Annotated in this window: 21 protein-coding genes and 2 pseudogenes; 16 read left to right on the plus strand and 7 right to left on the minus strand. The window is 64.1% G+C overall.

Translation table 11 applies throughout. The annotated features are described in order from the left end of the window. The 3 genes from ACTGJ9_RS04945 (at position 1) to ACTGJ9_RS04955 (ending at position 2,364) form a co-directional block, all read left to right on the plus strand. Positions 1 to 414, plus strand: coding sequence for a helix-turn-helix domain-containing protein (locus tag ACTGJ9_RS04945; protein ID WP_456676166.1), 414 nt, complete (start codon positions 1 to 3; stop codon positions 412 to 414). Between the two features lie 85 nt (positions 415 to 499). Further along, positions 500 to 1,657, plus strand: coding sequence for a M20 family metallopeptidase (locus ACTGJ9_RS04950; protein ID WP_456676167.1), 1,158 nt, complete (start codon positions 500 to 502; stop codon positions 1,655 to 1,657). Beyond that, positions 1,654 to 2,364 (plus strand): tRNA (guanine(46)-N(7))-methyltransferase TrmB, encoded by a 711-nt coding sequence (locus tag ACTGJ9_RS04955; RefSeq protein ID WP_456676168.1) that lies wholly within the window; start codon positions 1,654 to 1,656, stop codon positions 2,362 to 2,364. The genes ACTGJ9_RS04950 and ACTGJ9_RS04955 overlap by 4 nt, the downstream gene beginning before the upstream one ends. Here the strand turns inward: ACTGJ9_RS04955 and ACTGJ9_RS04960 are convergent. Further along, positions 2,361 to 3,443, minus strand: a complete 1,083-nt coding sequence (locus ACTGJ9_RS04960) for a DUF2336 domain-containing protein (protein WP_456676169.1) — start codon at positions 3,441 to 3,443, stop codon at positions 2,361 to 2,363. The genes ACTGJ9_RS04955 and ACTGJ9_RS04960 overlap by 4 nt on opposite strands. A 367-nt stretch (positions 3,444 to 3,810) precedes the next feature. Here ACTGJ9_RS04960 and rimP point away from each other — a divergent pair, with 367 nt between their 5' ends. The 8 genes and pseudogenes from rimP (at position 3,811) to pnp (ending at position 14,135) form a co-directional block, all read left to right on the plus strand. Then, entirely contained in the window at positions 3,811 to 4,566 is a 756-nt protein-coding gene (gene rimP / locus ACTGJ9_RS04965; RefSeq protein WP_456676170.1) for a ribosome maturation factor RimP, read from the plus strand. A gap of 2 nt (positions 4,567 to 4,568) precedes the next feature. Then, entirely contained in the window at positions 4,569 to 6,179 is a 1,611-nt protein-coding gene (nusA, locus tag ACTGJ9_RS04970; RefSeq protein WP_456676171.1) for a transcription termination factor NusA, read from the plus strand. A 23-nt stretch (positions 6,180 to 6,202) separates the two neighbouring features. Continuing rightward, positions 6,203 to 6,886 carry an RNA-binding protein gene (locus ACTGJ9_RS04975; protein ID WP_456676172.1) on the plus strand — a complete coding sequence of 228 codons (684 nt, stop codon included), beginning with the start codon at positions 6,203 to 6,205 and terminating at the stop codon, positions 6,884 to 6,886. A gap of 69 nt (positions 6,887 to 6,955) precedes the next feature. Beyond that, positions 6,956 to 9,634 (plus strand): translation initiation factor IF-2, encoded by a 2,679-nt coding sequence (infB, locus tag ACTGJ9_RS04980; RefSeq protein ID WP_456676173.1) that lies wholly within the window; start codon positions 6,956 to 6,958, stop codon positions 9,632 to 9,634. A 155-nt stretch (positions 9,635 to 9,789) separates the two neighbouring features. Beyond that, a pseudogene (rbfA, locus tag ACTGJ9_RS04985) lies at positions 9,790 to 10,220 on the plus strand (30S ribosome-binding factor RbfA). Continuing rightward, entirely contained in the window at positions 10,217 to 11,329 is a 1,113-nt protein-coding gene (truB, locus tag ACTGJ9_RS04990; protein ID WP_456676174.1) for a tRNA pseudouridine(55) synthase TruB, read from the plus strand. Before rbfA ends, truB begins: the two are co-directional and overlap by 4 nt. Before the next feature lie 2 nt (positions 11,330 to 11,331). Beyond that, positions 11,332 to 11,601, plus strand: coding sequence for a 30S ribosomal protein S15 (rpsO, locus tag ACTGJ9_RS04995; RefSeq protein WP_008131787.1), 270 nt, complete (start codon positions 11,332 to 11,334; stop codon positions 11,599 to 11,601). Between the two features lie 377 nt (positions 11,602 to 11,978). Beyond that, positions 11,979 to 14,135, plus strand: coding sequence for a polyribonucleotide nucleotidyltransferase (gene pnp / locus ACTGJ9_RS05000; RefSeq protein WP_456676175.1), 2,157 nt, complete (start codon positions 11,979 to 11,981; stop codon positions 14,133 to 14,135). Between the two features lie 75 nt (positions 14,136 to 14,210). On the opposite strand, the gene katG is transcribed toward pnp, so the two are convergent. After that, entirely contained in the window at positions 14,211 to 16,376 is a 2,166-nt protein-coding gene (katG, locus tag ACTGJ9_RS05005; protein ID WP_456676176.1) for a catalase/peroxidase HPI, read from the minus strand. A 113-nt stretch (positions 16,377 to 16,489) separates the two neighbouring features. Here katG and ACTGJ9_RS05010 point away from each other — a divergent pair, with 113 nt between their 5' ends. Genes ACTGJ9_RS05010 through ACTGJ9_RS05020 form a run of 3 tightly spaced genes read left to right on the plus strand, consistent with a single transcriptional unit; the run spans position 16,490 to position 18,475 of the window. Continuing rightward, positions 16,490 to 17,416 (plus strand): LysR substrate-binding domain-containing protein, encoded by a 927-nt coding sequence (locus ACTGJ9_RS05010; RefSeq protein WP_456676177.1) that lies wholly within the window; start codon positions 16,490 to 16,492, stop codon positions 17,414 to 17,416. A gap of 1 nt (position 17,417) precedes the next feature. Beyond that, positions 17,418 to 17,882 (plus strand): GNAT family N-acetyltransferase, encoded by a 465-nt coding sequence (locus ACTGJ9_RS05015; protein WP_456676178.1) that lies wholly within the window; start codon positions 17,418 to 17,420, stop codon positions 17,880 to 17,882. Continuing rightward, on the plus strand, positions 17,879 to 18,475 hold the full coding sequence (locus tag ACTGJ9_RS05020) for a glutathione S-transferase family protein (protein ID WP_456676179.1): 597 nt from the start codon (positions 17,879 to 17,881) through the stop codon (positions 18,473 to 18,475). The genes ACTGJ9_RS05015 and ACTGJ9_RS05020 overlap by 4 nt, the downstream gene beginning before the upstream one ends. A 115-nt stretch (positions 18,476 to 18,590) precedes the next feature. On the opposite strand, the pseudogene fabI reads toward ACTGJ9_RS05020, so the two are convergent. The 3 genes and pseudogenes from fabI to fabA form a co-directional block, all read right to left on the minus strand. Next, positions 18,591 to 19,390, minus strand: a pseudogene (gene fabI / locus ACTGJ9_RS05025) (enoyl-ACP reductase FabI). 176 nt (positions 19,391 to 19,566) lie between these two features. Then, a complete protein-coding gene (gene fabB / locus ACTGJ9_RS05030; protein ID WP_456676180.1) occupies positions 19,567 to 20,790 on the minus strand; it encodes a beta-ketoacyl-ACP synthase I in 1,224 nt (407 codons plus the stop codon). A gap of 41 nt (positions 20,791 to 20,831) precedes the next feature. Next, complete coding sequence (gene fabA / locus ACTGJ9_RS05035) at positions 20,832 to 21,353, minus strand: bifunctional 3-hydroxydecanoyl-ACP dehydratase/trans-2-decenoyl-ACP isomerase (protein ID WP_456678442.1); 522 nt, start codon at positions 21,351 to 21,353, stop codon at positions 20,832 to 20,834. A gap of 347 nt (positions 21,354 to 21,700) precedes the next feature. Here fabA and irrA point away from each other — a divergent pair, with 347 nt between their 5' ends. Then, positions 21,701 to 22,192, plus strand: coding sequence for an iron response transcriptional regulator IrrA (irrA, locus tag ACTGJ9_RS05040; RefSeq protein ID WP_456676181.1), 492 nt, complete (start codon positions 21,701 to 21,703; stop codon positions 22,190 to 22,192). 68 nt (positions 22,193 to 22,260) lie between these two features. On the opposite strand, the gene ACTGJ9_RS05045 is transcribed toward irrA, so the two are convergent. Then, entirely contained in the window at positions 22,261 to 22,791 is a 531-nt protein-coding gene (locus tag ACTGJ9_RS05045; protein ID WP_456676182.1) for an SH3 domain-containing protein, read from the minus strand. Between the two features lie 324 nt (positions 22,792 to 23,115). Between ACTGJ9_RS05045 and ACTGJ9_RS05050 the strand changes: the two genes are divergently transcribed. Next, positions 23,116 to 24,117, plus strand: coding sequence for a 2-hydroxyacid dehydrogenase (locus ACTGJ9_RS05050; RefSeq protein ID WP_456676183.1), 1,002 nt, complete (start codon positions 23,116 to 23,118; stop codon positions 24,115 to 24,117). A gap of 3 nt (positions 24,118 to 24,120) precedes the next feature. Here the strand turns inward: ACTGJ9_RS05050 and ACTGJ9_RS05055 are convergent, their stop codons facing one another. Beyond that, a complete protein-coding gene (locus ACTGJ9_RS05055; protein WP_456676184.1) occupies positions 24,121 to 25,029 on the minus strand; it encodes a LysR family transcriptional regulator in 909 nt (302 codons plus the stop codon). Between the last annotated feature and the right edge of the window lie 103 nt (positions 25,030 to 25,132).

Raw genomic sequence — 25,132 nt, forward strand, 5'->3', positions numbered from 1 at the left:
ATGTCGAAAGCGCCCAACCCTGTTGACAAATATGTCGGCAGTCGCGTGCGTATGCGCCGCATCATGTTGGGCATGAGTCAGGAAAAGCTCGGTGAAGCTTTGGGCCTGACCTTCCAGCAGGTTCAGAAGTACGAGAAAGGCACGAACAGGGTCGGTGCAAGCCGAATCCAGCAGATCGCCGAGATTCTGCAGGTGCCGGTGTCGTTCCTGTTCGAGGGCGGACCGAGCGGCGTAGCCGGCCCCGACGGCTTCGCGGAAGGTGCATCGCCCTCTTATGTCTCCGACTTCCTCGCGACCTCCGAAGGGCTCGCGCTGACCAAGGCGTTCACCCGAATCGGCGATTCGAAGCTGCGCCGTTCGATCGTCGATCTCGTCGAGCAGATCGCCGCCCGCGAAGGCCCGGACAAACGCTGAGGCGCCAACTCATTCCGATTTGAGACTGCGGCAAATCTGGCCTATGTCGTCATTTGCGGGCGCTCTTCAGTGCGCTTCCGCCGAGATGATGCGATTCGAAGGCACAGATATTTTCATGGCGAACTCCAATCCGTTCGATTCCCAAACTATTCTCGCTGGTATCCGCCGCTGGGTGGAGATCGAGACGCCGACGGAAGTGCCCGAGCAAGTCAACAAGCTGACCTCGATGGTTGCCGACCATTATCGCGACCTGCCTGTCACGCTGGAATGCGTCGCCGGCGTTGATGGCTGCGGCGATCATCTCGTGGTGCGTTCGACCTGGGGCCAGGATCGGCCCGGTATCCTGGTGCTCAGCCATCTCGATACCGTTCATCCCATGGGCTTCATCGAACGTCTGCCTTTCAAGGTGGAAGGCGACAGCGCGTTCGGTCCCGGCATCTACGACATGAAGGGCGGTGCCTACATCGCCTATCACGCCTTTCGCGAGCTTTGCGCCGCCCCCGATCGTCCGCCGCTCGGCATCACCCACCTGTTCACCTCCGACGAGGAGATCGGCAGCCCGACCTCGCGCGGGCTCATTGAGGCCGAAGGGCGCAAGGCCAGATACGTGCTGGTGACGGAGCCTGCGCGCGACGGCGGCAAGATCGTCACCGGGCGCAAGGGCGTCGGGCGCTTCAAGATTTACATCGAGGGCGTGCCCGCACACGCCGGCTCGCGGCCCGAAGACGGCCGCAGCGCCGTGCGCGAGCTCGCCAACGTCATCCAGACGCTGGAAGGAATGAACGATCCGAAGCGCGGCGTCACCGTCAATGTCGGCGTGGTGCGCGGCGGCACGCGGCCCAACGTCACGCCGGAAGAGGCCTACGCGGAAGTCGATTTGCGGGTGCCTGGTATCAACGATGCGGAGGAGTTCGTCGGCAGGATTCTCGGACTGACCTCGAAGACCGACGGCGTGACCGTCACCGTCACCGGCGAGCTCAACCGTCCTCCTTACGAGAAGGGCAATGCGGGCGCCTCGCTGTACGAGCACGCCAAGACGCTGGCCGCAGAGATCGGCTTCGAGCTAATCGACACCCATACCGGCGGCGGCTCCGACGGCAATTTCACCGCGCCGCATACCGGCACGCTCGACGGGCTCGGCGTCGACGGCAAGGGCGCACACACCCATTATGAGCAGCTCTTCGTCTCCTCGCTCGAGCCGCGCGCGCGGCTGCTCCATCGCCTGTACCAGACGCTGCGATGAGCGAACGCAAATCAGATCCCGATCGCGCGGACAGCGAGCGCGCCTTCTTCGGACGGCGCAAGGGCCACAAGCTCAGGCAGCACCAGGTCGAGCTGGTCGACCATCTGCTGCCGCATCTTTCGCTCGACATCACGGCGCAGAGGCCGGCGAGCACCGCCGAGATCTTCGATCCCGCAGCCGAAGATGTGCGACTCGAGATCGGCTTCGGCGGCGGCGAGCACCTCGCCGCGGAAGCGCAGACCTTCACCACGACGGGCTTCATCGGCTGCGAGCCCTATGTCAACGGCATGGCAAAGATCCTCGCGCGGATCGAGGCTGCCAACATCGCCAACATCCGCCTGTTCGCCGGCGACGCCGCCGAACTGCTGGCCTGGCTACCGGACGCCTCGCTGTCGCGGATCGATCTGATCCACCCGGACCCCTGGCCGAAGCGACGGCACTGGAAGCGGCGCTTCGTTCAGGACCGCACCATCGCCGCGATGGCACGCGTGCTGAAGGCGGGCGGTGAATTCCGTTTCGTCTGCGATATCGACGACTACTGCGCCTGGACGCTGTCGCATCTTGCCCGCGCGCCGGAGTTTCAGTGGCTTGCGGAACGCGCCGACGATTTTCGTCAGCCCTGGGCCGGCTACACGATGACGCGCTATGGACGTAAAGCCGCGCGCGAAGGGCGCAAGGCGGCTTACTTGCGATTTCGCAGGAGCTAGATCGTTCGCCGGTTGCGCCAGAAATTCACGACGCGCTCGGCCGTCGCCGGCATCAGGCGCGTGAAATTTACCCGCGCCTGTTCGAGATCGGCGTCGGCCGGCATGCGATGCGGCCCATACCACATCAGGACCAGCGCGCGCACCGTCGGCCAGCCGAGATTCAGGACGCGGCCGAGGATCAGGATCGAATCGTAGCGGTCGCCCGCAATCAGGCGATCGAGCATCGACAGCCTGACGCCGGCCATCGCTGAGAGCGTGGCGACCGATTCCTCGTATTTGTGCGCCTTGGCAAAGCCAAGCAGCGCGCTTTCGCCGAGATGACCGCCGCGATGCAGGCCAAGCACCGTGCATTGCGCGGCGGAGAAATCGTGCCGCGGCCCGGGCGGCAGCGCGGCTTCCTCGATCGAAGCCATCGCGCGCTTGATCTCGACCTGGCGCGTCGGATTGACCACGCTGGAGAGGCGACGGCGAATGACATCGAGCGTGCCGTCCAGGAGTTCTTTAAGGCGTTCGCCGGAGAGATCTTCGCGCTGGCCGATCTTGAGCGTCAACACGCCATCCTTGCTCGCGCGCTTGATCAGCTCCGAATAGCCACCCGGCGAAAAGATCGCACCGGCATTACCGGCGGCACGGCGCACGACGTCACGATCGCCGCGCTCGACCAGCACGTCGGTGATCTCAGGCGACAGGGTCGGCCGTTCCGTCATCGCCAGCAGATGGCTCTGGCCCTTCAGCCGGGCGATTTCGACGAGCGCGGCATCACCGAGCACGGCCGAACGACGCAGCACCGGGCCCGCCACCAGGATTTCGTTTTCACGCGCGAGCTGCCCGACCAGATGAGGCGGCGCATTATCAAGCAGCGAGAAGCGCTCGGCGAGATCGACGCGCGAGGCGAGCTCCGCATGCGGGACGAGATCGATCAGGAGATTGTCGAAGAGATCGACGAGCTCGGGACGCAGTTTTGACGCGTCCTGAAAGAACAGCGCCGCGATGGCGCTCGCGATCTCGCCACGACGCCGGGGATCACCGCGTTTGACGATATCGTCCAGTCCGGGAATGAGCGACGTGGCAACGGTCATGGAACGCAACTCGAATCTGGCACGCCGTGGGCGCGCCATAGGCTCAAGCCGCCCCACAACCGCGAAATTTAGGCCCGGTTCGTGAAGGAAGCGTTGCTCAGGGGTGCCTGCCGAGGCGTAAAAAGCCCGCATCCCGCTGCGATGGGCCTTGTCCGGGAAAGTGGAAAGGGCTATATCAGCGCCAATTCATCTTCTCATACGATCCGCGTAGTGAGAGTGGGCCCGAAAGGACCCGCTCTTTTTTATTACCTGAACGCGGCTTGGCGGAAGATGCGGCCCGACGGAGTGTCGGGAAAGTTCCGAAGCGGGCTTTGGCGTTTTAACCAGGCCTTAACCATCGAGACTATCGAGCGCCTTGACCCCTGATATGACCGAACCGAACACTGGTTCCACCGAGGCCGAGTTACTGGCCGAGCCGAGGCTCGTGGTCGAGCCGGGCGCGGCGGCGCGGGTGTCTGCGGTCGCAGCTCCGGTGCTCGAGGGCATGGGTTACCGCCTGGTGCGGATCCGCATTTCCGGCGAAGCCGGCTGCACGGTGCAGATCATGGCCGAGCGCCCGGACGGCTCGATGCAGCTCGAGGATTGCGAGGCGATCTCGCGGGCCCTGTCGCCGGTGCTTGACGTTGCCGACCCCATTGATCGCGCCTATCGGCTGGAGATCTCCTCGCCGGGGATCGACCGTCCGTTGGTGCGCCGTTCCGATTTCGAGCGCTATTCCGGCTATCTGGTGAAGATCGACATGGCGGTCGCCCACGAGGGGCGCAAGCGGTTCCGTGGCACCCTCGGTGCCGTCGAAGGCGACCGCGTGCACCTGCATCGCGACGACGCCAAGCCGAACGACAATGCCGACGTGCTCCTGACCATGGAAGATATCGGCGAGGCCCGGCTGGTGCTGACCGATGAGCTGATCGCGGAATCCATGCGCCGCGGCAAGGCCGAGGAGCGCAAGATGCGCCGCGATCTCGGCCTCGCGCCGCCGCAGGCACCGCACGCGGAGATCAGTGCGAAGATCACCAAGAACACCAAGCCGAAAAAGAAGCCGGCCCCGACCAATACGAAGAAACATCGCCTTGCCGCCGAACGCGCGCGGCGGGGCGAGATCGAGCCTGACGAAGGAGACTAGCCATGGCAGTCAGCGCCAATCGACTTGAATTGCTCCAGATCGCCGACGCCGTCGCCCGCGAGAAATCGATCGACCGCGGCATCGTCATCGCGGCGATGGAAGATGCCATCGCCAAGGCGGCGCGGGCCCGTTACGGCAGCGAGACTGACGTTCACGCCGAGATCGACCCGAAGAAGGGCGAGCTGCGGCTGTCGCGCCATATGCTGGTGGTCGACACGGTCGAAAACCACTCCAACCAGATCTCGCTGGTCGACGCGCAGCGCGCCAACCCCGGCGCCCAGGTCGGCGACACCATCGCAGACACCCTGCCGCCGCTCGAATATGGCCGCATCGCCGCGCAGTCGGCCAAGCAGGTGATCGTGCAGAAGGTGCGCGAGGCCGAGCGCGACCGGCAATACCAGGAATTCAAGGACCGCATCGGCGACATCGTCAACGGTGTCGTCAAGCGCGTCGAATATGGCAGCGTGATCGTCGATCTCGGCCGCGGTGAAGCCATCATCCGCCGCGACGAGATGTTGCCGCGCGAGGTATTCCGCAACGGCGACCGCGTCCGCGCCTATATCTTCGACGTCCGCCGCGAGACCCGCGGTCCGCAGATCTTCCTGTCCCGCACCCATCCGCAATTCATGGCAAAGCTGTTCGCGCAGGAAGTGCCTGAGATCTATGACGGCATCGTCGAGATCAAGGCGGTCGCCCGCGATCCGGGCTCGCGCGCGAAAATCGGCGTGATTTCCCGCGATTCTTCGGTCGATCCGGTCGGCGCCTGCGTCGGTATGCGCGGCTCGCGCGTGCAGGCCGTGGTGAACGAACTGCAGGGCGAGAAGATCGACATCATTCCCTGGTCGCCCGACATCGCGACCTTCGTGGTCAACGCGCTGGCGCCGGCTGAAGTCTCCAAGGTCGTGATCGACGAGGACCGCGAGCGCATCGAGGTCGTGGTGCCCGACACCAACAACCAGCTTTCGCTGGCGATTGGCCGCCGCGGTCAGAACGTCCGTCTCGCTTCGCAGCTCACCGGCTGGGACATCGACATCCTGACCGAGCAGGAGGAATCGGAGCGCCGCCAGGCCGACTTCGAGAACTCCACCCGCGTCTTCATGGAATCGCTCAATGTCGACGAGGTGGTCGGCCAGCTGCTCGCGTCCGAAGGCTTCACCTCGGTCGAGGAACTCGCGATGGTGGACCTCAAGGAGCTCGCCGGGATCGAAGGTTTCGACGAGGAAACCGCGCAGGAACTCCAGAACCGCGCTCGCGAATATCTCGATCAGCAGGAAGCCGAGATCGAGGCCCGCCGCAAGGAACTCGGCGTCGAGGACGCCGTGAAGGACGTGCCCGGCGTCACCTCGAAGATGCTGGTGAAGTTCGGCGAGAACGACATCAAGTCGGTCGAGGACCTCGCCGGCTGCGCCACCGACGATCTGGTCGGCTGGACCGAGCGCAAGGAAGGTGGCGAGCAGACCAAATTCGCCGGCGCGCTCGACGGCCTCGGCGTCTCCCGCGACGATGCGGAAGCCATGATCATGCAGGCCCGCGTCAAGGCCGGCTGGATCACCGAGGCTGATCTCGCCAAGCCGGCCGAAGAGGTTGACGCGGCCGAAGATCAGCCGGCTTAAGGGCGAAGGAGGATGTCGCCCGGATGCTTGCCAGCACTGACAACGAACTCGACCATGGACCGCGGACCGAAAGGTCCGCGACCATGCGCATGTGCGCTGTCAGCCGCGAGGTCCGGCCGATCGACGAGCTGATCCGCTTCGTCGTATCGCCGCAAGACGACATAGTTCCTGATCTCAAGCGCAAATTGCCCGGACGGGGCATGTGGCTCACGGCATCGCGACAGGTGGTTGCGGAAGCCGTCCGTCGTCACCAATTTACCAAAGCCTTCAGGCGCGACCTGCGCATTCCCCAGACGCTTCCCGCGGACATCGATGCGCTCCTGGTTCGGAGCGTGACCGAGGCCCTTGGGATTGCCGCCAAGGCGGGCCAGATCGTTGCAGGTTTCGGCAAGGTCGAAAGCGCGCTGCGGGAAGGCACGGTCGAGGTCCTGATCCACGCCAGCGACGGGGCCGCGGACGGAATCCGCAAATTGGACATGCTGGCACGTCAAAATGCCGGAAATCGCGGTGGCAAGCGGCAGATTCCGGTCGTCACCGCCCTGAAATCGATAGAATTGGATTTGGCACTTACCCGGTCAAATGTGATACATGCTGCCCTGCTCGCGGGCCCGGCGAGCAAGTCATTCCTGTCACGTAGCCAGTTGCTGGTCCGATACCGGATGGCGGACGCTGACAAGATTGCCGAAGAGCCCGGCCAGGATTTCTGAAGATAACGACGAACCGATATGACGGTGCGGCAACGCACAACACTGATAAATCAGGATTAGGACTGCTGAATGGTTGATACCAAGACCCCTGACGACAAGAAGCTGAGCGTTCCGAGCAAGACGCTATCGCTCAAGCCGCGCGTCGAAACGGGCACTGTCCGCCAGAGCTTTAGCCATGGCCGCAGCAAGCAGGTCGTGGTCGAGAAGCGCGGCAAGCGCCGCATCGACGGCAGCCCCGAGCCGCAGGCCCCCACGGTTGTTGCAAAGCCGACGCCCGCCGCGCCGGCGCCCGCTCCTTCGCGTCCGGCACCGCCGCGCAACGCCGGCTCCGGCGTCGTGCTGCGTACCCTGACCGAGGACGAACGTTCCGCCCGCGCCAGCGCGCTCGCTGACGCCAAGGTTCGCGAAGTCGAAGAGCGCCGCCAGGCCGAGGAAGAGGCCCAGCGCCGCACCGTTCGCGAGGCCGCCGAACGCGCCGAGCGCGAAGCGGCCGAATCCCGCCGCAAGGCCGAGGAAGAGCGTCACCGTCACGAGGACGAGGCCAAGCGCAAGGCCGAGACCGAAGCCAAGAAGCGCTTTGGCGAAGGCGAGCAGGCGGCTGCCGCGCGTCCCGCAGCGGCTACCTCGGCGACCAGCGCTCCGCGCTCTGCGCCGACCACGACGCGACCGGGAGCGACGACGACCACTCGCCCGGCAACGACGACGACGCGACCGGGTATCCCGGCAGCTCGTGCGCCCGGTGTTGCGGCCGGACCGGACGAAGATGACGGTCCGCGCCAGATCCGTCGCGGTCCCGGCGGCGCCGCGCGCCCTGTGGTCGCGCCCAAACCCACCCATAAGCCTGGCCCGCAGAAAGAGCGCGGCCGCCTGACCGTCGTCACCGCGCTCAATGCCGACGAGGTGCGCGAGCGTTCGATCGCGTCGTTCCGCCGCCGCACCCAGCGTCTTAAGGGCCACGTCTCGAACGAGCCGAAGGAAAAGCTGATCCGCGAGGTGATCATTCCCGAAGCGATCACCATCCAGGAACTCGCCAACCGCATGGCCGAGCGCGCGGTCGATGTCATCCGCATGCTGATGAAGCAGGGCGCGATGCACAAGATCACCGACGTGATCGACGCCGACACTGCGCAGCTGATCGCCGAAGAGCTCGGCCATACCGTCAAGCGCGTTGCCGCGTCCGACGTTGAAGAAGGCCTGTTCGACCAGGTCGACGATTCCACGGATACCGAGACGCGGTCGCCCGTGGTGACCGTGATGGGCCACGTCGACCACGGCAAGACCTCGCTGCTCGACGCGCTCCGCCATGCCAACGTGGTGTCCGGCGAAGCCGGCGGCATCACCCAGCATATCGGCGCCTATCAGGTGCTGTCGCCCGAGAGCGGCAAGAAGATCACCTTCATCGACACGCCCGGCCACGCCGCGTTCACCGCGATGCGTGCCCGCGGCGCCAAGGTCACCGACATCGTCGTGCTGGTGGTGGCGGCCGATGACGGCGTCATGCCGCAGACCGTCGAAGCCATCAACCACGCCAAGGCGGCGCGGGTGCCGATCATCGTTGCCATCAACAAGATCGACAAGCCCGATGCCAAGCCCGAGCGCGTGCGCACCGAGCTGCTCCAGCACGAAGTGCAAGTGGAATCGTTCGGCGGCGACGTCGTCGACGTGGAAGTGTCCGCCAAGAACAAGACCAATCTCGACAAGCTGCTCGAGATGATCGCGCTCCAGGCCGACATCCTCGACCTCAAGACCAATTCGGAGCGTCCGGCCGAAGGCACCGTGATCGAAGCCAAGCTCGACCGCGGCCGTGGTCCGGTCGCGACCGTGCTGGTCCAGCGCGGCACGCTGCGGGTCGGCGACATCATCGTCGCCGGCGCCGAGATGGGTCGCGTCCGCGCGCTGATCTCGGACCAGGGCGAGACGGTACAGGAAGCAGGTCCGTCCGTGCCGGTCGAGGTGCTCGGCTTCAACGGTCCGCCGGAAGCCGGTGATCGTCTCGCGGTGGTCGAGAACGAAGCCCGCGCCCGTCAGGTCACGAGCTACCGCGCGCACCAGAAGCGCGAGAACGCGGCAGCCTCGATCTCCGGCATGCGCGGCTCGCTCGAGCAGATGATGTCGCAGTTGAAGACGGCGGGCCGCAAGGAATTCCCGCTGATCATCAAGGCCGACGTGCAGGGCTCGCTGGAAGCGATCCTCGGCTCGCTGGAGAAGCTCGGCACCGACGAGGTCGCTGCCCGCATCCTGCATGCAGGCGTCGGCGGCATCTCGGAATCCGACGTGACGCTCGCCGAAGGCTTCAACGCCGCGATCATCGGCTTCTCGGTTCGTGCGAACAAGGAGGCGGCTGCGGCCGCCAAGCGCAACGGCATCGAGATCCGCTACTACAACATCATCTACGATCTCGTGGACGACGTGAAGAAGGCGATGAGCGGCCTGCTCGCGCCGACCTTGCGCGAGACCATGCTGGGCAATGCTTCGATCCTCGAGATCTTCAACATCTCCAAGGTCGGCAAGGTCGCCGGCTGCCGCGTCACCGACGGCACCGTGGAACGCGGCGCCAATGTGCGCCTGATCCGCGACAACGTCGTCGTGCATGAAGGCAAGCTGTCGACGCTGAAGCGCTTCAAGGACGAAGTGAAGGAAGTTCAGTCCGGTCAGGAATGCGGCATGGCCTTCGAGAACTATCACGACATGCGTGCCGGTGACGTGATCGAGTGTTATCGCGTGGAGACGATCCAGCGCTCCCTGTAAGTCCAAATCTTACCGAAGCGCCCGGATCTTTTTGAGCTGAAATTGCGGGAGTGAGATGGCCGGATTTTTCCGGCCATCCACACCTCATTCGTTTCAACAGGACAAATGACAATGCTCGTGTCCCAAACGCGGGCACGACGAGGTGATTTTCGACGATGCCGCGCCATCATCAGAAGAAAAGTTCCGCGCCCGGCGGCTCGCAGCGCCAGCTGCGCGTCGGCGAGCAGGTTCGCCACGCGATAGCCGAGATTCTGGCGCAGGGCAGTGTGCATGATGCGGACCTCGAAGGTCACATCGTCACCGTGCCGGAGGTGCGGATGTCGCCCGACCTGAAGCTCGCCACAATCTACGTGATGCCGCTTGGTGGCCGCGACACCGAGCTCGTCATCGCTGCGCTCGACCGCAACAAGAAATTCCTGCGCGGCGAAGTCGCGCGGCGCATTAACCTGAAATTTGCACCTGATCTTCGCTTCCGCGTCGACGAGCGATTCGACGAAGCGGAACGGATCGAGAAGCTTTGCGAACACCTGCGGTGCAGAAGGATTTGGAACAGGATCCGGACTCGGATCGGGAAGAAGAACAATGATGATGGACCCGGCACACGGCACGATCGGCACCGAAGAGGCCGACACGCGCGATCTGCAAAAAAATAATTTTGCAAATGCCGATGCTCAGCCGCATCAGGAAGTGCGTCGCGTCAACAACGATCCGCGCGCGGGCAAGCAGAAGGGCAATCAGTCGCGCCGCGACCGGCGCGACGTGCACGGCTGGGTCGTGCTCGACAAGCCGATCGGAATGACCTCGACGCAGGCCGTTGCCGTGCTCAAGCGCCTGTTCAACGCCAAGCGCGCCGGCCACGCCGGCACGCTCGACCCGCTCGCCTCGGGCGGTCTTCCGATTGCGCTCGGCGAAGCCACCAAGACGGTTCCCTTCGTCATGGACGGGCGCAAGCGCTACCGCTTCACCGTGTGCTGGGGCGAGGAGCGCGACACCGACGATATCGAGGGCCAGGTCACCGCGACCTCGGACCAGCGCCCGACCCGTGAGGCCATCGAAGCCCTGCTGCCCCGTTTCACCGGGGTGATCGAGCAGGTGCCGCCGCGCTATTCGGCGATCAAGGTCCAGGGCGAGCGAGCCTACGACCTGGCGCGCGACGGCGAGGTCGTGGAACTGGCGCCCCGCCCGGTCGAGATTCACCATTTAACTCTTGCAGATCAACCGGATAACGGTCGGGCCGTGTTCGAGGCCGAGTGCGGCAAGGGCACCTATGTCCGTGCGCTTGCCCGCGATATGGGCCGGATTCTCGGCTCTTTCGGCCATATCTGCGCGCTCCGGCGAACCCTGGTCGGCCCATTTGGCGAAAACGACATGATTCCGCTGGATCAGCTGGAGGCTTTATGCGATAGAGCCGCGTCCGGCGAGGGAAACCTCGCCGACGCGCTGATGCCCGTTGAGACCGCGCTGGACGACATCCCGGCACTGGCCGTCACTCGGGCTGATGCGGCAAGGCTCCATCGGGGCCAAGCCGTTTTGTTGCGCGGACGGGATGCGCCCACTGGTAGCGGCACAGTCTATGTCACGGTGGCAGGCCGTCTTTTGGCGCTTGCTGAAGTTGGCAATGGCGAAATCATCCCCAAGCGTGTGTTCAACCTGACCGGCCTGACTGCCTCAACCGGTCGCAACGAGAGAAATTGACGATGTCGATTGCCGCAGAACGTAAAGCGGAAGTCATCAAGACGAATGCCAACAAAGCCGGCGACACCGGTTCGCCCGAGGTTCAGGTCGCGATCCTGTCGGAACGCATCAACAACCTGACCAACCATTTCAAGACCCACGTGAAGGACAACCATTCGCGTCGCGGCCTCTTGAAGCTGGTCTCGACTCGCCGTTCGCTCCTCGACTACCTCAAGAAGCGGGACGAGGCGCGTTACAAGGCGCTGCTCGAGAAGCACAACATTCGTCGTTAAGAGTTCTCGCGCGCGCCACCGGCGCGCGTTTTTGCGCGTGATTTCGAGCGAAAGCGCTTATTTCAAGGTTTTTGATCGAGCCTCACGCATACGTCCGGTGCGGGCCAATGCTGCTTCGCATCGGGGCATGATGAGCGAAGACCGCGGTTCGGTGTTCGCGCGCGTGCCGACTGACAGTCCAGCAGCAATCCGGCAGCTGGGCGCAACGGGCAAGGTGCCCGTATGACCCGAAAGGATGGACGCCATCCGACATCCAGAAACCATGGCAGGATCGCAGGACGCTGATCGCCCGCTCCGATCAGCGTCCTGCAATCTTGCACATGGTTTTTGTTTTTCGAGCCGTCCCTTCTTTCGAGAACCCATGAAAGAAGACCTCTATGTTCAATAAGCATTCAGTCGAGATCGACTGGGGCGGACGCCCTCTCAAGCTCGAAACCGGCAAGATCGCACGCCAGGCCGACGGCGCCGTCCTCGCCACCTATGGCGAGACCGTGGTGCTCGCCACCGTCGTCGCGGCGAAGTCGCCGCGTGAAGGCGTCGACTTCCTGCCGCTGACCGTCGACTACCAGGAAAAGACCTACGCTGCGGGCCGCATTCCCGGCGGCTATTTCAAGCGCGAGGGCCGTCCGACCGAGAAGGAGACGCTGGTCTCCCGCCTGATCGACCGTCCGATCCGTCCGCTGTTCGTCGATGGCTGGCGCAACGAGACCCAGGTGATCGCCACCGTGCTGTCGCACGACATGGAGAACGATCCCGACATCGTCGCGCTGGTGGCCTCCTCGGCCGCGCTGACCCTGTCCGGCGCGCCCTTCAAGGGCCCGATCGGCGCTGCCCGCGTCGGCTTCGCCAATGACGAGTTCATCCTCAACCCGACCCTCGACGAGATGGTCGACACCCAGCTCGACCTGGTCGTCGCCGGCACCACCGACGCCGTGCTGATGGTGGAATCGGAAGCCAAGGAGCTGAACGAAGACATCATGCTCGGCGCCGTGATGTTCGGTCACCGCCACTTCCAGCCGGTCATCAAGGCGATCATCGAGCTCGCCGAGAAGGCCGCCAAGGAGCCGCGCGAAGTCACCGTCATCGACAATTCCGCGCTCGAGAAGGAAATGCTCGGCCTCGTCGAGCAGGAGCTGCGTGCCGCCTATGCCATTCCGGTCAAGCAGGACCGCTACGCCGCGGTCGGCAAGGTCAAGGAAAAGGTGATTGCCCACTATTTCCCCGAAGGACAGGAGCCGAAATACGACAAGCTGCGCATCGGCGCCGTGTTCAAGGAGCTCGAGGCAAAGATCGTTCGCTGGAACATCCTCGACACCGGCAAGCGCATCGACGGCCGTGACTCAAAGACCGTGCGCAACATCATTGCCGAAGTCGGCGTGCTGCCCCGCGCCCACGGTTCGGCGCTGTTCACCCGCGGCGAGACCCAGGGCCTGGTCGTGACCACGCTCGGCACCGGCGAGGACGAGCAGTACATCGACGCGCTGTCGGGAACGTACAAAGAGACGTTCCTGCTGCACTACAACTTCCCTCCCTACTCGGTCGGTGAGACCGGCCGCCTCGGCGGCACCAAGCGCCGCGAGATCGGCCACGGCAAGCTTGCCTGGCGCGCGATCCACCCGGTGCTGCCGCCGCATCACGAGTTCCCGTACACGATCCGCGTGGTCTCCGAGATCACCGAGTCCAACGGCTCCTCGTCGATGGCTTCGGTGTGCGGCGCCTCGCTCGCGCTGATGGACGCCGGCGTGCCGTTGAAGCGGCCGACCGCGGGCATCGCGATGGGCCTGATCCTCGAAGACAAGCGCTTCGCGGTTCTCTCGGACATCCTTGGTGACGAGGACCATCTCGGCGACATGGACTTCAAGGTCGCCGGCACGGAAGCGGGCATCACCTCGCTCCAGATGGACATCAAGATCGAAGGCATTACCGAGGAGATCATGAAGGTCGCGCTCGGCCAGGCCAAGGACGGGCGTATCCATATCCTCGGCGAAATGGCGAAGGCGCTCACCAACGCCCGCGCCGAGCTCGGCGAATACGCGCCGCGCATCGAGACCTTCAAGATCGCTACCGACAAGATCCGCGAAGTGATCGGCACCGGCGGCAAGGTGATCCGCGAGATCGTCGAGAAGACCGGCGCCAAGGTCAACATCGAGGACGACGGCACCGTGAAGGTCGCTTCCTCCGACGGCGAGGCGATGAAGGCCGCGATCAAGTGGATCAAGTCGATCGCATCCGATCCGGAAGTCGGCCAGATCTATGACGGCACCGTCGTCAAGGTGATGGAGTTCGGCGCCTTCGTGAACTTCTTCGGCTCCAAGGACGGCCTCGTCCACATCAGCCAGCTCGCCTCGGCGCGCGTGCAGAAGACCTCCGACGTCGTCAAGGAAGGCGACAAGGTCAAGGTCAAGCTGCTCGGCTTCGACGACCGCGGCAAGACCCGCCTGTCGATGAAGGTCGTCGACCAGACCACCGGCGAAGACCTCGAAGGCAAGGGCGGCGACGGCGAGAAGGCCCCGCGCGAAGCGGCCGGCGAGTAAATCTCGCTATCTGCCAGAAACACGAAGGGCGGCCTCGCGGCCGCCCTTTTATTTGTCGCTTGCTGTGTGTTGGCGTCACGCCGCGAGATCGAACCGGTCGAGGTTCATCACCTTGGTCCAGGCCTTGGCGAAGTCTTTCACGAACTGCTCCTTGGAGTCGGACGTGGCATAGACCTCGGCGTAGGCGCGGAGCTGCGAGTGCGCGCCGAAGATGAGATCGACGCGCGTGCCGGTCCACTTCACCGCATTGGTCTTGCGGTCGCGGGCTTCGTAGGTGCCGTCGGCAACCGGCGTCCACTGCGTGCTCATGTCGAGCAGATTGACGAAGAAGTCGTTGGTCAGCGTGCCGACCTTCGAGGTCAGGACGCCGTTCTTCGAACCGCCGGCATTGGCACCAAGCACGCGCAGGCCGCCGACGAGCACCGTCATCTCAGGTCCCGTCAGCTTCAGAAGCTGCGCGCGATCGACCAGAGCTTCTTCCTGCTGCAGGAACTGATGTCGCTTGCCGACATAGTTGCGGAAACCATCGGCCCGCGGCTCCAGCGGCGCAAACGAAGCGGCATCGGTCTGCTCCTGCGAAGCATCCATGCGGCCCGGTGTGAACGCGACCTTGACGTCGACGCCGGCATCCTTGGCGGCCTTCTCGACCGCGGCGGTGCCGCCGAGCACGATCAGGTCGGCGATCGAGACCTTCTTCGCGCCAGCCGACGCGTTGAAGTCCTTCTGGATCGCTTCGAGCTTGCCGAGCACCTTCGAGAGCTGGGCCGGCTGGTTCACCTCCCAGTCCTTCTGCGGGGCAAGACGGATGCGCGCACCGTTGGCGCCGCCGCGCTTGTCGGAGCCCCGGAAGGTCGAGGCCGACGCCCACGCGGTCGAGACCAGCTCCGGCACCGAGAGCCCCGAGGCAAGGATCTTGGCCTTCAGTGCAGCGATGTCCTGATCGCTGACCAGTTCGTGGTTCACGGCAGGAATCGGATCCTGCCAGATCAGCGTCTCCTTCGGCACCAGAGGGCCGAGGTAGCGCACGACCGGGCCCATGTCGCGGTGGGTGAGCTTGAACCAGGCGCGGGCGAAGGCGTCCGCGAACTGATCTGGATTTTCCAGGAAGCGGCGCGAGATCTTCTCATAGGCCGGATCCATGCGCAGCGAGAGGTCGGTGGTCAGCATCGTCGGCCGATGCTTCTTCGACTTGTCGTGCGCGTCCGGAATGATCGCGTCGGCACCCTTGGCGGTCCACTGGTTTGCGCCGCCCGGGCTCTTCGTCAGCTCCCATTCGTAGTTGAACAGGTTCTCGAAGAAGTTGTTGCTCCACTTCGTCGGCGTCTTGGTCCAGGTCACCTCGAGACCGCTGGTGATGGAATCACCGGCGACGCCCGATGCGTGCTTGCTCTTCCAGCCGAGGCCCTGATCTTCCAGCGCGCCCGCTTCCGGCTCCGGACCGACCAGCGACGGATCACCGGCACCATGGGTCTTGCCGAAAGAGTGGCCGCCCGCGATCAGCGCGACGGTCTCTTCGTCATTCATCGCCATGCGGAAGAAGGTTTCGCGGATGTCCTTGGCCGCGGCGACCGGATCCGGCTTGCCGTTCGGGCCTTCCGGATTGACGTAGATGAGACCCATCTGCACCGCGCCGAGCGGCTCGGCGAGCTGGCGTTCGCCGCTGTAGCGCTCATCGCCGAGCCAGGTGCCTTCGGGACCCCAATAGAGCTCTTCCGGCTCCCAGACGTCGGCGCGCCCACCGGCAAAACCGAACGTCTTGAAGCCCATCGACTCCAGTGCGACGTTGCCCGCGAGCACCATCAAATCGGCCCACGAAATCTTGCGGCCGTATTTCTGCTTGATCGGCCAGAGCAGCCGGCGCGCCTTGTCGAGATTGGCGTTGTCGGGCCAGCTGTTGAGCGGGGCGAAACGCTGCTGACCGGCGCCGGCGCCGCCGCGGCCGTCGGTGATGCGGTAGGTGCCGGCGCTGTGCCAGGCCATGCGGATCATGAGGCCGCCGTAGTGACCGAAGTCGGCCGGCCACCATTCCTGCGAGTCCGTCATCAGAGCGGTCAGGTCCTTGATGACCGCGTTCAAGTCGAGCGTCTTGAATTCCTTGGCGTAGTCGAATTCCTTGCCCATGGGATCGGAGAGGCCGGAATTCTTGTGCAGCATCTCGATGCTGAGCTGAGTTGGCCACCAGTCGCGGTTCGCTGGCGCGCGTTTTCCGCCCGAAAACGGGCACTTTGAAGTGTCGTCCATGATTACCTCCTCTGGTGGCGTCCGACGGCGCCTTTGACCAGGTAGAGGCACTCTAAGCGCCGCGTTCGATCAGGGGAAGTTGACTTTAATGATCGCTGCGATAGGATTTTCTGATGATCAACGTGACGATGCGACAGCTGCGGTATTTCGACGCGCTGGCACGTCATGGTCATTTCGGCCGCGCCGCGGAAGCCTGTTCCATCTCGCAGCCGGCGTTGTCGATGCAGATCAAGGAGTTGGAGGAGGCGCTCGGCGGGCTGCTGCTGGAGCGCAGCGCCCGTCAGGTTGCGCTGACCCGGTTCGGCGAGGAGCTCGCGCAGCGCGTCCGTGACATCCTGCGCTCGGTCGATGAGCTCGGCGATTTCGCCCGAGCCTCGCAGGACCGTTTTGCAGGCCGGCTCCGCATCGGCATGATTCCGACGATCGCGCCTTATCTCTTGCCCAAGATCACCAAGAATCTCACCCGCATGCATCCCGAGCTCGACATCCGCGTGCGCGAGACGATGACGCCGCGGCTGATCCAGGAACTGGTCGAGGGCCGGCTCGACACCGCCATCGTCGCGCTGCCGGTCTCCGAACCCTCGCTCACCGAGGTCGCCCTGTTCGAGGAAAAATTTCTGCTGGTGCGGCCGGGCACGGATGCGGGCACGCCGGTGCCGTCGCGCGAGATGATGCGGGAGATGCGGCTGTTGCTGCTCGAAGAGGGCCATTGTTTCCGCGATCAGGCGCTGTCGTTCTGCAACATGCAGTCGGCGCCCCCGCGCGAGATGCTGGATGCGAACTCGCTGTCGACGCTGGTCCAGATGGTCAGCGCCGGCATCGGCGTCACCCTGATTCCGGAGATGGCGGTGTCGGTGGAGACGCGATCGGCCTCGGTCTCGCTGTCGCGCTTCCGCGACCCCGAGCCCTCGCGCACCATCGGCATGGTCTGGCGCAAGACCAGCCCGCTGGCGCGGCAACTGCTGCAGATCTCCGAGGTGGTGTGCCTGTCGGCCGGCAAGGCGCGCCCGCGGCCGGCCGTGCGCAACCAACGAGCCTGAGATGCCGGATCCGATCATCCGCCCGGCCCGTCCCGACGAATATGACGAGATCGGTCGCGTCTGGATGGAGAGTTGGGTCTCGACCGGACTTGCCGAAGGGAGCGAGTTCCTGCTGGCAAACCTGCGTGCGCGCATCCGGCGCGAGATCGAGAACGGCTGGAGCCTGTTCGTCGCCGACGACAACGGCACGATCGCCGCGATGCTGGCGCTGGATCTGCCAAAACTCTATCTCGATATGCTGTTCGTCGGGCCCGCCTATCACGGGCAATCGATCGGGAGTAAGTTGCTTGCCTTCACGCGCATCCACATGCCGGATGAAATGTATCTGCGCTGCGTCCGCGAGAACGAAAAGGCCTGGCGCTGGTACGAGCGCGAGGGCTTTGTGTTCGAGAAGGAAGAGATCGAGCCGTCGAACGGATTCATGATGAAGTATTACCGGTGGAAGAACAAAGGTCCGCTCCAATGATCAAGCTCTATTGGTCGCCCCGCTCGCGTTCGTTCTCGACGCTCTGGCTGATGGAAGAAAGCGGCCTGCCCTACGAGCGCGTGCTGACCGACATTTCGACCGGCGCGCAGAAGGCGCCGGACTATTTGAAGGTCAATCCGATGGGCAAGGTGCCGGCGCTCGCCGATGGCGATGCCGCGCTCGGCGAAGCCGCTGCGATCTGCGCCTACATCGCCGACCGCTATCCCGAGACGAAGCTCGCGCCTGATGTGACTGATCCGCGCCGTGCGCGCTACCTGCAATGGCTGTTCTTCTCGCCGAGCTGCATCGAGCCGGCGATCATCCAGATCTTCACTGAGATCGAGGTGCCGAGCTCGACCGCGGCCTGGGGCAGCGCGACGCAGGTGTTCGACGTGCTGGAAGCGGCGCTCGAAAAGGGGCCGTGGATTCTCGGCGAGGAATTTTCCGCGGCCGACATCACGGTCGGCTCGGGGCTCAATTTCGCGGTGCGCCTATTCAAGATGGTGCCGTCGCGCGCCGCGTTCGATGCCTATATCGCGCGCTGCATGGCGCGCCCGGCGTTCCAGCGCGCGGAGAAGATCGCGGCTGGCTAAAATCAACTCTCGAAGGGTGGGCAAAGGCGCAACGCGCCGTGCCCACCGTCCATATTATAATTGTTGAGAGATGGTGGGCACGTCGCTTGCGCTCCTTTGCCCACTCTACGGAGTCCTATTCCGGGGCTTTCAGATCGTCCGGCCTCGGCATCAGCACGATATTGTAGCCGGAATCGACGTAGTGGATTTCGCCGGTCACGCCGCCGGAGAGATCCGACAGCAGATACAGCGCCGAGCCGCCGAGCTCGTCGAGCGTGACGCCGCGGCGGAGCGGCGAGTGCTTCTGCATGAAGGCAAACATCGCGCGCGCCTCGCCGATCCCGGAGCCGGCGAGCGTACGGATGGGCCCGGCGGAGATCGCGTTGACGCGGATGCCGCGCGGTCCGAAATCGGACGCGAGATAGCGCACCGAGGCTTCCAGCGCCGCCTTGGCCACGCCCATGACATTGTAATTCGGCATCGATCGCTCGGAAGCGCCGAAGGTCAGCGTGATCATGCTGCCTCCGTCCGTCATCAGCTCGGCCGCGCGTTTTGCGACCTCCGTGAACGAGAAGCAGGAGATCACCATGGTGCGCGAGAAATTCTCGCGGCTGGTGTCGGCGTAGCGGCCCTTCAGCTCGTTCTTGTCGGCAAAGCCGATCGCGTGGATCACGAAATCGAGCTTGCCCCAGCTTTCGCGCAAGACGTCGAACGTGGCGTCAACGGTGGCAATGTCTTCGACGTCGCAAGGCAGCACCAGATCAATCCCTAGCGATTCCGCCAGCGGCTTGACGCGCTTGCCGAGAGCGTCTCCTGGAAGGTGAAGGCGAGCTCGGCGCCATGAGCATGCAGCGTCTTCGCCATGCCCCAGGCGATCGAATGATCATTGGCGATGCCCATGATCAGGCCGCGCTTGCCCTTCATCAAACCTTCCATTGCCTCGTAGCTCCCACTATTCCGAGGTCATCGCGCGCCTTGTGCGCAATTACGCACTGGGGCGGGCGATCCAGTATTCCAGAGACGATCGTGATAGATCGAAAAGCCGCAGCGTACTGGATGCCCCGCCCCAGTGCGCAATTGCGCACAAGGCGGGGCATGACAGAGTGCTGGGCTCACACGTCCAGCCGGCTGAACACCAGCGTGGCGTTGGTGCCGCCGAAGCCAAAGGAGTTCGACAGCACGGTGCCGATTTTGACGTTGTCGATGCGCTTGCGCACGATCGGCATGTCGGCGAACACGGGATCGAGCTCCTGGATGTGCGCGCTCTCGCAGATGAAACCGTTGTTCATCATCAGCAGCGAGTAGATCGCTTCCTGCACGCCGGTCGCGCCCAGCGAGTGGCCGGTCAGCGCCTTGGTCGCCGAGATCGGCGGGCACTTCTCGCCGGCGCCGAACACGCGGCGGAGCGCGTCGATTTCCGGCGGATCGCCGGCTGGCGTCGAGGTGGCGTGCGGATTGATATAGTCGACCTTGGTCTTCACCGTCGACATCGCCATGCGCATGCAGCGCTCGGCGCCTTCGCCCGATGGCGCGACCATGTCGTAGCCGTCCGAGGTCGCGCCATAGCCGACGATCTCGCCGTAGATGCGCGCGCCGCGCGCCTTGGCGTGCTCGAGCTCTTCCAGCACCAGCACACCGGCACCGCCGGCAATCACGAAGCCGTCGCGGTTGACGTCATAGGGACGCGAAGCGGTGGCGGGCGTGTCGTTGTACTTCGAGGACATCGCACCCATGGCGTCGAACAGCACCGACAGCGACCAGTCGAGCTCCTCGCAGCCGCCGGCGAAGACGACGTCCTGCTTCCCGATCTGGATCGTCTCATAGGCATTGCCGACGCAATGGTTCGAGGTCGCGCAGGCCGAGGAGATCGAATAGTTCACGCCCTTGATCTTGAACCAGGTCGCGAGCGTCGCCGACGCCGTGGACGACATCGCCTTGGGCACCGCGAACGGACCGACGCGCTTCGGTCCCTTGGTGCGGGTGATGTCGGCGGCCTCGACGATGGTGCGCGCCGAGGGGCCGCCGGAGCCCATGATGATGCCGGTGCGGATGTTGGAGACTTCGTCAGGCGACAGACCGGAGTCCTGGATCGCCTGCTCCATCGCGACGTGATTCCAGGCCGCGCCCTGGCCGAGGAAACGCATGGCGCGGCGGTCGACCACGGTCGACGGATCGAGCGTCGGCGCACCTTGCACCTGCGAACGGAAGCCGAGCTCGGCATATTTCTCGGCCCGCGAGATGCCCGACTTCGCCTCGTGAAGGCTCGCAAGCACTTCCTGGGTGTTGTTTCCGATCGACGAGACGATACCCATCCCGGTGACCACAACCCGCCTCATGACAGCCTCGCCCTATATCGTTGTCTTCTTGGTGATGCGCGTTAGCCCAGGCTCGTGCCCTGCTTGAACAGGCCGACCTTCAGATCCTTGGCGCGATAAATAATCTGGTCGTCGACCGAAAGCCATCCGTCGGCAATGCCGAGCACGAGCTTTGAACGCATCACGCGCTTGATATCGACGTTGTACACAACCTTGCGGGCCTCGGGCAGCACCTGGCCACTGAACTTCAATTCGTTCAGGCCGAGCGCGCGGCCACGACCTTCGCCGCCGCTCCAGCCCAGATAGAAGCCGACCATTTGCCACAGCGCGTCGAGGCCGAGGCAGCCCGGCATGACGGGATCGTTCTTGAAATGGCAGCCGAAGAACCAGAGGTCGGGTTTCACGTCGAGCTCGGCGCGCACCACGCCCTTGCCGAACTCGCCGCCATTGTCGCTGATGTCGGTGATGCGGTCGAACATGAGCATCGGCGGCAGCGGCAGCTGGGCGTTGCCCGGGCCGAACATTTCGCCGCGGGCACATGCCAGCAGATCTTCGTATTCGTAGCCGTTGCGCCTGTTCAGCATGCGGAAGCCTCTGTTTGAACCCCGATTGAGCGGCGTTTCTGGCAAAAATGGGCCCCGTCTTGTTCGGAAAGCAACGCCAATAGACGTCGTCAGGCGCAAATCTGAGCCGGATCGGCTGCGGGCCGGACCTCAATGCCCGGCTGCGCCAAAATCGGTTAGGCGGAACCGCGCGCTCTCTAACACAGGCCTTTTAGGGTAGCAAAGCGATCCCATGAAGGTAAAATGACGGGGACCCCGCCCGGTTCCACCACTGATTAGAACCGCTCTAGTTGCGAGAAACTTGCATCTGCATCTATCTGTCCATATATTGCAAATAGATAGTGTTCACGCGTGCCCGAATACTGGAAATGAGCGAAAACAACGCCACCCATCGCGACGAAGACGCCCATGCGGCGGCGCTTCCGTCCAGCCATCAGCCGGCCTTGACCGGCTGCCCCTGGCACGACGTCAATGAAATGCTGCAGTCTGCCGGCCTGCGCCCGACGCGCCAGCGCATGGCTCTCGGCTGGCTGCTGTTCGGCAAGGGTGCACGCCACCTCACGGCCGAAATGCTCTACGAGGAAGCGACGCTGGCCAAGGTCCCGGTCTCGCTCGCGACCGTCTACAATACGCTGAACCAGCTGACCGATGCGGGGCTGCTGCGTCAGGTCAGTGTCGACGGCACCAAGACCTATTTCGACACCAACGTCACCACGCACCATCACTATTACCTCGAGAACAGCCACGAGCTGGTCGATATCGAGGATCCGCATCTGGCGCTGTCCAAGATGCCGGAGGTGCCGGAAGGCTACGAGATCGCGCGCATCGACATGGTCGTGCGCCTGCGCAAGAAGCGCTGAGATCGTCCTGAAACCGAATTGAGTTCGTGATGGCCGGGCTTTGCCCCGGCCATTGTCGTTTCAGGCCGTCAGTTGACCTGCTCGTCGGCGTAGACGCCCCAGAGGCGCTCCTGCTGGATCCAGCCGTCAAAGCCGTTGCCGGTGACGTGGCACCAGCTCGTGGTGCACTTTTTCACCTGGGTGACGACGCCGGCCTGGAGTTTTGCGGCCACCGCACTGTCGGTATCGGCACGGTCATAGATCGGCGCGAGGTCGTCCTTGTGCTTCATGGTCACCACCGCAGTGCGGCGGCCCGACAGCAGCGAATGATAGACCCAGCCCTCGGCACCCTCGGAATCGCGCACCCGGCGCCAGTTCTCGAACTCGGCGGTGATTTCAACCGGCAGGCCGGACCGGGTGTAGACCCAGGCCACGTCATTGTCCTTGGTCGGGCCGGCCCGAACGTTGACGTGATCCGATTTGAGGCTGACATAGCGCGGCACCGGAAGGCCGCTGGCCGTCTGGGGCGTGTTGTCCTTGGCCGAGTGCCCGGGGCTGACCGAGGCGCTCAACCAGGTGCAAACGAGCGCCATCACCGAACAAAAACGCCCCAACGCCATCAACCCGTCTCCTGTCGAAGACCCGCCAAGACCAGGTCCTCACCCCAAATTCCAAAACCTGCCGTGCATACCCCCCCTCCGCCCCACGCGGGTGTTCCCAAAGCCAAACCCGTGGTTCTTGTCTTGGCCCGGCCTTCTGCTAGAGAGGACGGACATCTGAACAACCGGTTTGCCCCGATTTTCCGGCCGGAAAATGGGGGGAAAGCTTGAAGGAAACGCCGGAGACGACACGGCCGAGGCAGTGTCGAACAACCGGGTTAATGAGGCCTCAACGGCCGGCCTTTGGCGACAGAGGCGGCCTGCAACGCCTCATGAGGGCAGGACATGTCGGTAAAGAAAAAGCCCCTCGTTGTGGTGACGCGCAAGCTACCGGACTCGATCGAGACCCGGATGCGCGAGCTGTTCGACGCGCGCATCAATCTCGACGACACACCGATGTCGGCCGAGCAGATCGCCGAGGCCGCGCGCACCGCCGACATCTTGGTTCCGACGGTCACCGACCACATCAGCGCCGACATCGTCAATCAGCCCGACTGCAAGCTCCGCCTGATCGCCAATTTCGGCAACGGTGTCGACAATATCGATGTCGAGGCCGCGCATGCCCGCGGCATCACCGTCACCAACACGCCAAAGGTTCTGACCGAAGACACCGCCGACATGACCATGGCGCTGATACTGGCGGTGCCGCGCCGGATGATCGAAGGCGCTTCCGTGCTGACCGAGGGAAAACCCTGGGCCGGCTGGTCGCCGACCTGGATGCTCGGCCATCGCATCGGCGGCAAACGCCTCGGCATCATCGGCATGGGCCGCATCGGCCAGGCGGTTGCACGCCGCGCCCGCGCGTTCGGCTTGCAGATCCACTATCACAACCGCCGTCCCGTCGCGCCTGTCATCGCGGAAGAGCTTGGCGCGACCTATTGGGAAAGCCTCGACCAGATGCTGGCGCGGATGGACATCATCTCGGTGAACTGTCCGCATACGCCGGCGACCTATCACCTGCTCTCGGCACGCCGGCTGAAGCTGATCCGCAAGGACGCCTATATCGTCAACACCGCGCGCGGCGGGGTCACCGACGAGGACACGCTGATCAAGCTGATCGAAGGCGGCGAGATCGGCGGCGCCGGCCTCGACGTCTATGAGCACGAGCCGGCGGTCAACCCCAAGCTGGTGCGGCTTGCGAAAGCCGGCAAGGTAACGCTGATGCCGCATATGGGCTCAGCCACGATCGAAGGCCGCGTCGAGATGGGCGAGAAGGTGATCATCAACATCCGCACCTTCCTCGACGCCCACAAGCCGCCGGATCGCGTGCTACCGAGCATGCTCTGAGGCCTATTTGCCGCGCGTCTCGCGCTTGCGCCAGTCGACGACGAAATCGATGAAGGCGCGCAGCGCGGGCGGCACCTGGCGTCGGCTCGGATAATACAGAAAAGGGCCCGGGAAAGGCTCGCACCAGTCCTCCATCAGGCTGACCAGGGCACCGGATTTTACGGCGTCGGCGACATAGCCGTTGAGACTTGCCCAGATACCCGCGCCGCCGAGCGCGGCGCGCATCGCAAGACCCATGTTCGTCGAAATCAGTTTTGCCGGCGGATCGACCTTCACGATCTGGCCGGCTTTCTCGAACTCCCAATCATGCATGACGCCGCTCGAATAGCGCGCGCGAATGCAATCATGATCGAGCAAATCCTTCGGATGCTTCGGCCTGCCGCGGCGCGCGACATAGTCGGGCGAGGCGACGACGACATAGTGCTGCGGACCGCTCAACGGGATCGCGACCATGTCCTGCGCGAGATGCTCGCCATAGCGCACGCCGGCATCGTAGCCTGCGCTGACGATATCGACGAAGCCGCTCTCGGAAACGATGTCGAGATCGACCTGCGGATAGGCCTGCAGGAACGGAACGACCATCGGCGCCAGCACGAGATCGACCGCAGGCGGTGGCACATTGATGCGCAGCCGGCCCGAGGCGGTCTCGCGCAGGCCCCGCACCTGATCCAGGGCATCGCCGACGTCGCGCAGGGCCGGGGCCACCCGCGATAGCAACAACTCCCCCGCCTCGGTCAGCGCGACGCTGCGGGTGGTGCGGTTCATCAGGCGGACGCCAAGGCGTTCCTCCAGGGCGCGCAGCCGCTGGCTAAGGCTCGACACCGACACACGAATTTCGACTGCCGCACGGCGGAAATTGCGGGTGCGGGCGATCGCCACGAAGGCATCGAGATCGCGGAGGTCAGGAGCCATTGTTTGTTATACTGAACAAGCCATTCCGCATTGTCCAGCTTATCGCAGCAATGGGGCAGGCGCATATGTGCCCTCGTCACGCGGTCCTTCAGGCGCCGCCTTT

The sequence above is a fragment of the Bradyrhizobium sp. RDM12 genome (assembly GCF_051917485.1).
In the GTDB taxonomy this organism is placed as follows: Bacteria; Pseudomonadota; Alphaproteobacteria; order Rhizobiales; family Xanthobacteraceae; genus Bradyrhizobium.

Coding starts and splice junctions, on each gene's coding strand:
- ACTGJ9_RS04955 (WP_456676168.1), top strand. CDS start 1,654: ATGAGCGAACGCAAATCAGATCCCGATCGCGCGGACAGCGAGCGCGCC.
- ACTGJ9_RS05010 (WP_456676177.1), top strand. CDS start 16,490: ATGATCAACGTGACGATGCGACAGCTGCGGTATTTCGACGCGCTGGCA.
- ACTGJ9_RS04950 (WP_456676167.1), top strand. CDS start 500: ATGATGCGATTCGAAGGCACAGATATTTTCATGGCGAACTCCAATCCG.
- ACTGJ9_RS05055 (WP_456676184.1), bottom strand. CDS start 25,029: ATGGCTCCTGACCTCCGCGATCTCGATGCCTTCGTGGCGATCGCCCGC.
- irrA (WP_456676181.1), top strand. CDS start 21,701: ATGAGCGAAAACAACGCCACCCATCGCGACGAAGACGCCCATGCGGCG.
- ACTGJ9_RS05050 (WP_456676183.1), top strand. CDS start 23,116: ATGTCGGTAAAGAAAAAGCCCCTCGTTGTGGTGACGCGCAAGCTACCG.
- rimP (WP_456676170.1), top strand. CDS start 3,811: ATGACCGAACCGAACACTGGTTCCACCGAGGCCGAGTTACTGGCCGAG.
- fabA (WP_456678442.1), bottom strand. CDS start 21,353: ATGCTGAACAGGCGCAACGGCTACGAATACGAAGATCTGCTGGCATGT.
- ACTGJ9_RS04945 (WP_456676166.1), top strand. CDS start 1: ATGTCGAAAGCGCCCAACCCTGTTGACAAATATGTCGGCAGTCGCGTG.
- fabB (WP_456676180.1), bottom strand. CDS start 20,790: ATGAGGCGGGTTGTGGTCACCGGGATGGGTATCGTCTCGTCGATCGGA.
- nusA (WP_456676171.1), top strand. CDS start 4,569: ATGGCAGTCAGCGCCAATCGACTTGAATTGCTCCAGATCGCCGACGCC.
- ACTGJ9_RS04975 (WP_456676172.1), top strand. CDS start 6,203: ATGCTTGCCAGCACTGACAACGAACTCGACCATGGACCGCGGACCGAA.
- truB (WP_456676174.1), top strand. CDS start 10,217: ATGATGATGGACCCGGCACACGGCACGATCGGCACCGAAGAGGCCGAC.
- katG (WP_456676176.1), bottom strand. CDS start 16,376: ATGGACGACACTTCAAAGTGCCCGTTTTCGGGCGGAAAACGCGCGCCA.
- ACTGJ9_RS05015 (WP_456676178.1), top strand. CDS start 17,418: ATGCCGGATCCGATCATCCGCCCGGCCCGTCCCGACGAATATGACGAG.
- ACTGJ9_RS05045 (WP_456676182.1), bottom strand. CDS start 22,791: ATGGCGTTGGGGCGTTTTTGTTCGGTGATGGCGCTCGTTTGCACCTGG.
- ACTGJ9_RS05020 (WP_456676179.1), top strand. CDS start 17,879: ATGATCAAGCTCTATTGGTCGCCCCGCTCGCGTTCGTTCTCGACGCTC.
- rpsO (WP_008131787.1), top strand. CDS start 11,332: ATGTCGATTGCCGCAGAACGTAAAGCGGAAGTCATCAAGACGAATGCC.
- ACTGJ9_RS04960 (WP_456676169.1), bottom strand. CDS start 3,443: ATGACCGTTGCCACGTCGCTCATTCCCGGACTGGACGATATCGTCAAA.
- infB (WP_456676173.1), top strand. CDS start 6,956: ATGGTTGATACCAAGACCCCTGACGACAAGAAGCTGAGCGTTCCGAGC.
- pnp (WP_456676175.1), top strand. CDS start 11,979: ATGTTCAATAAGCATTCAGTCGAGATCGACTGGGGCGGACGCCCTCTC.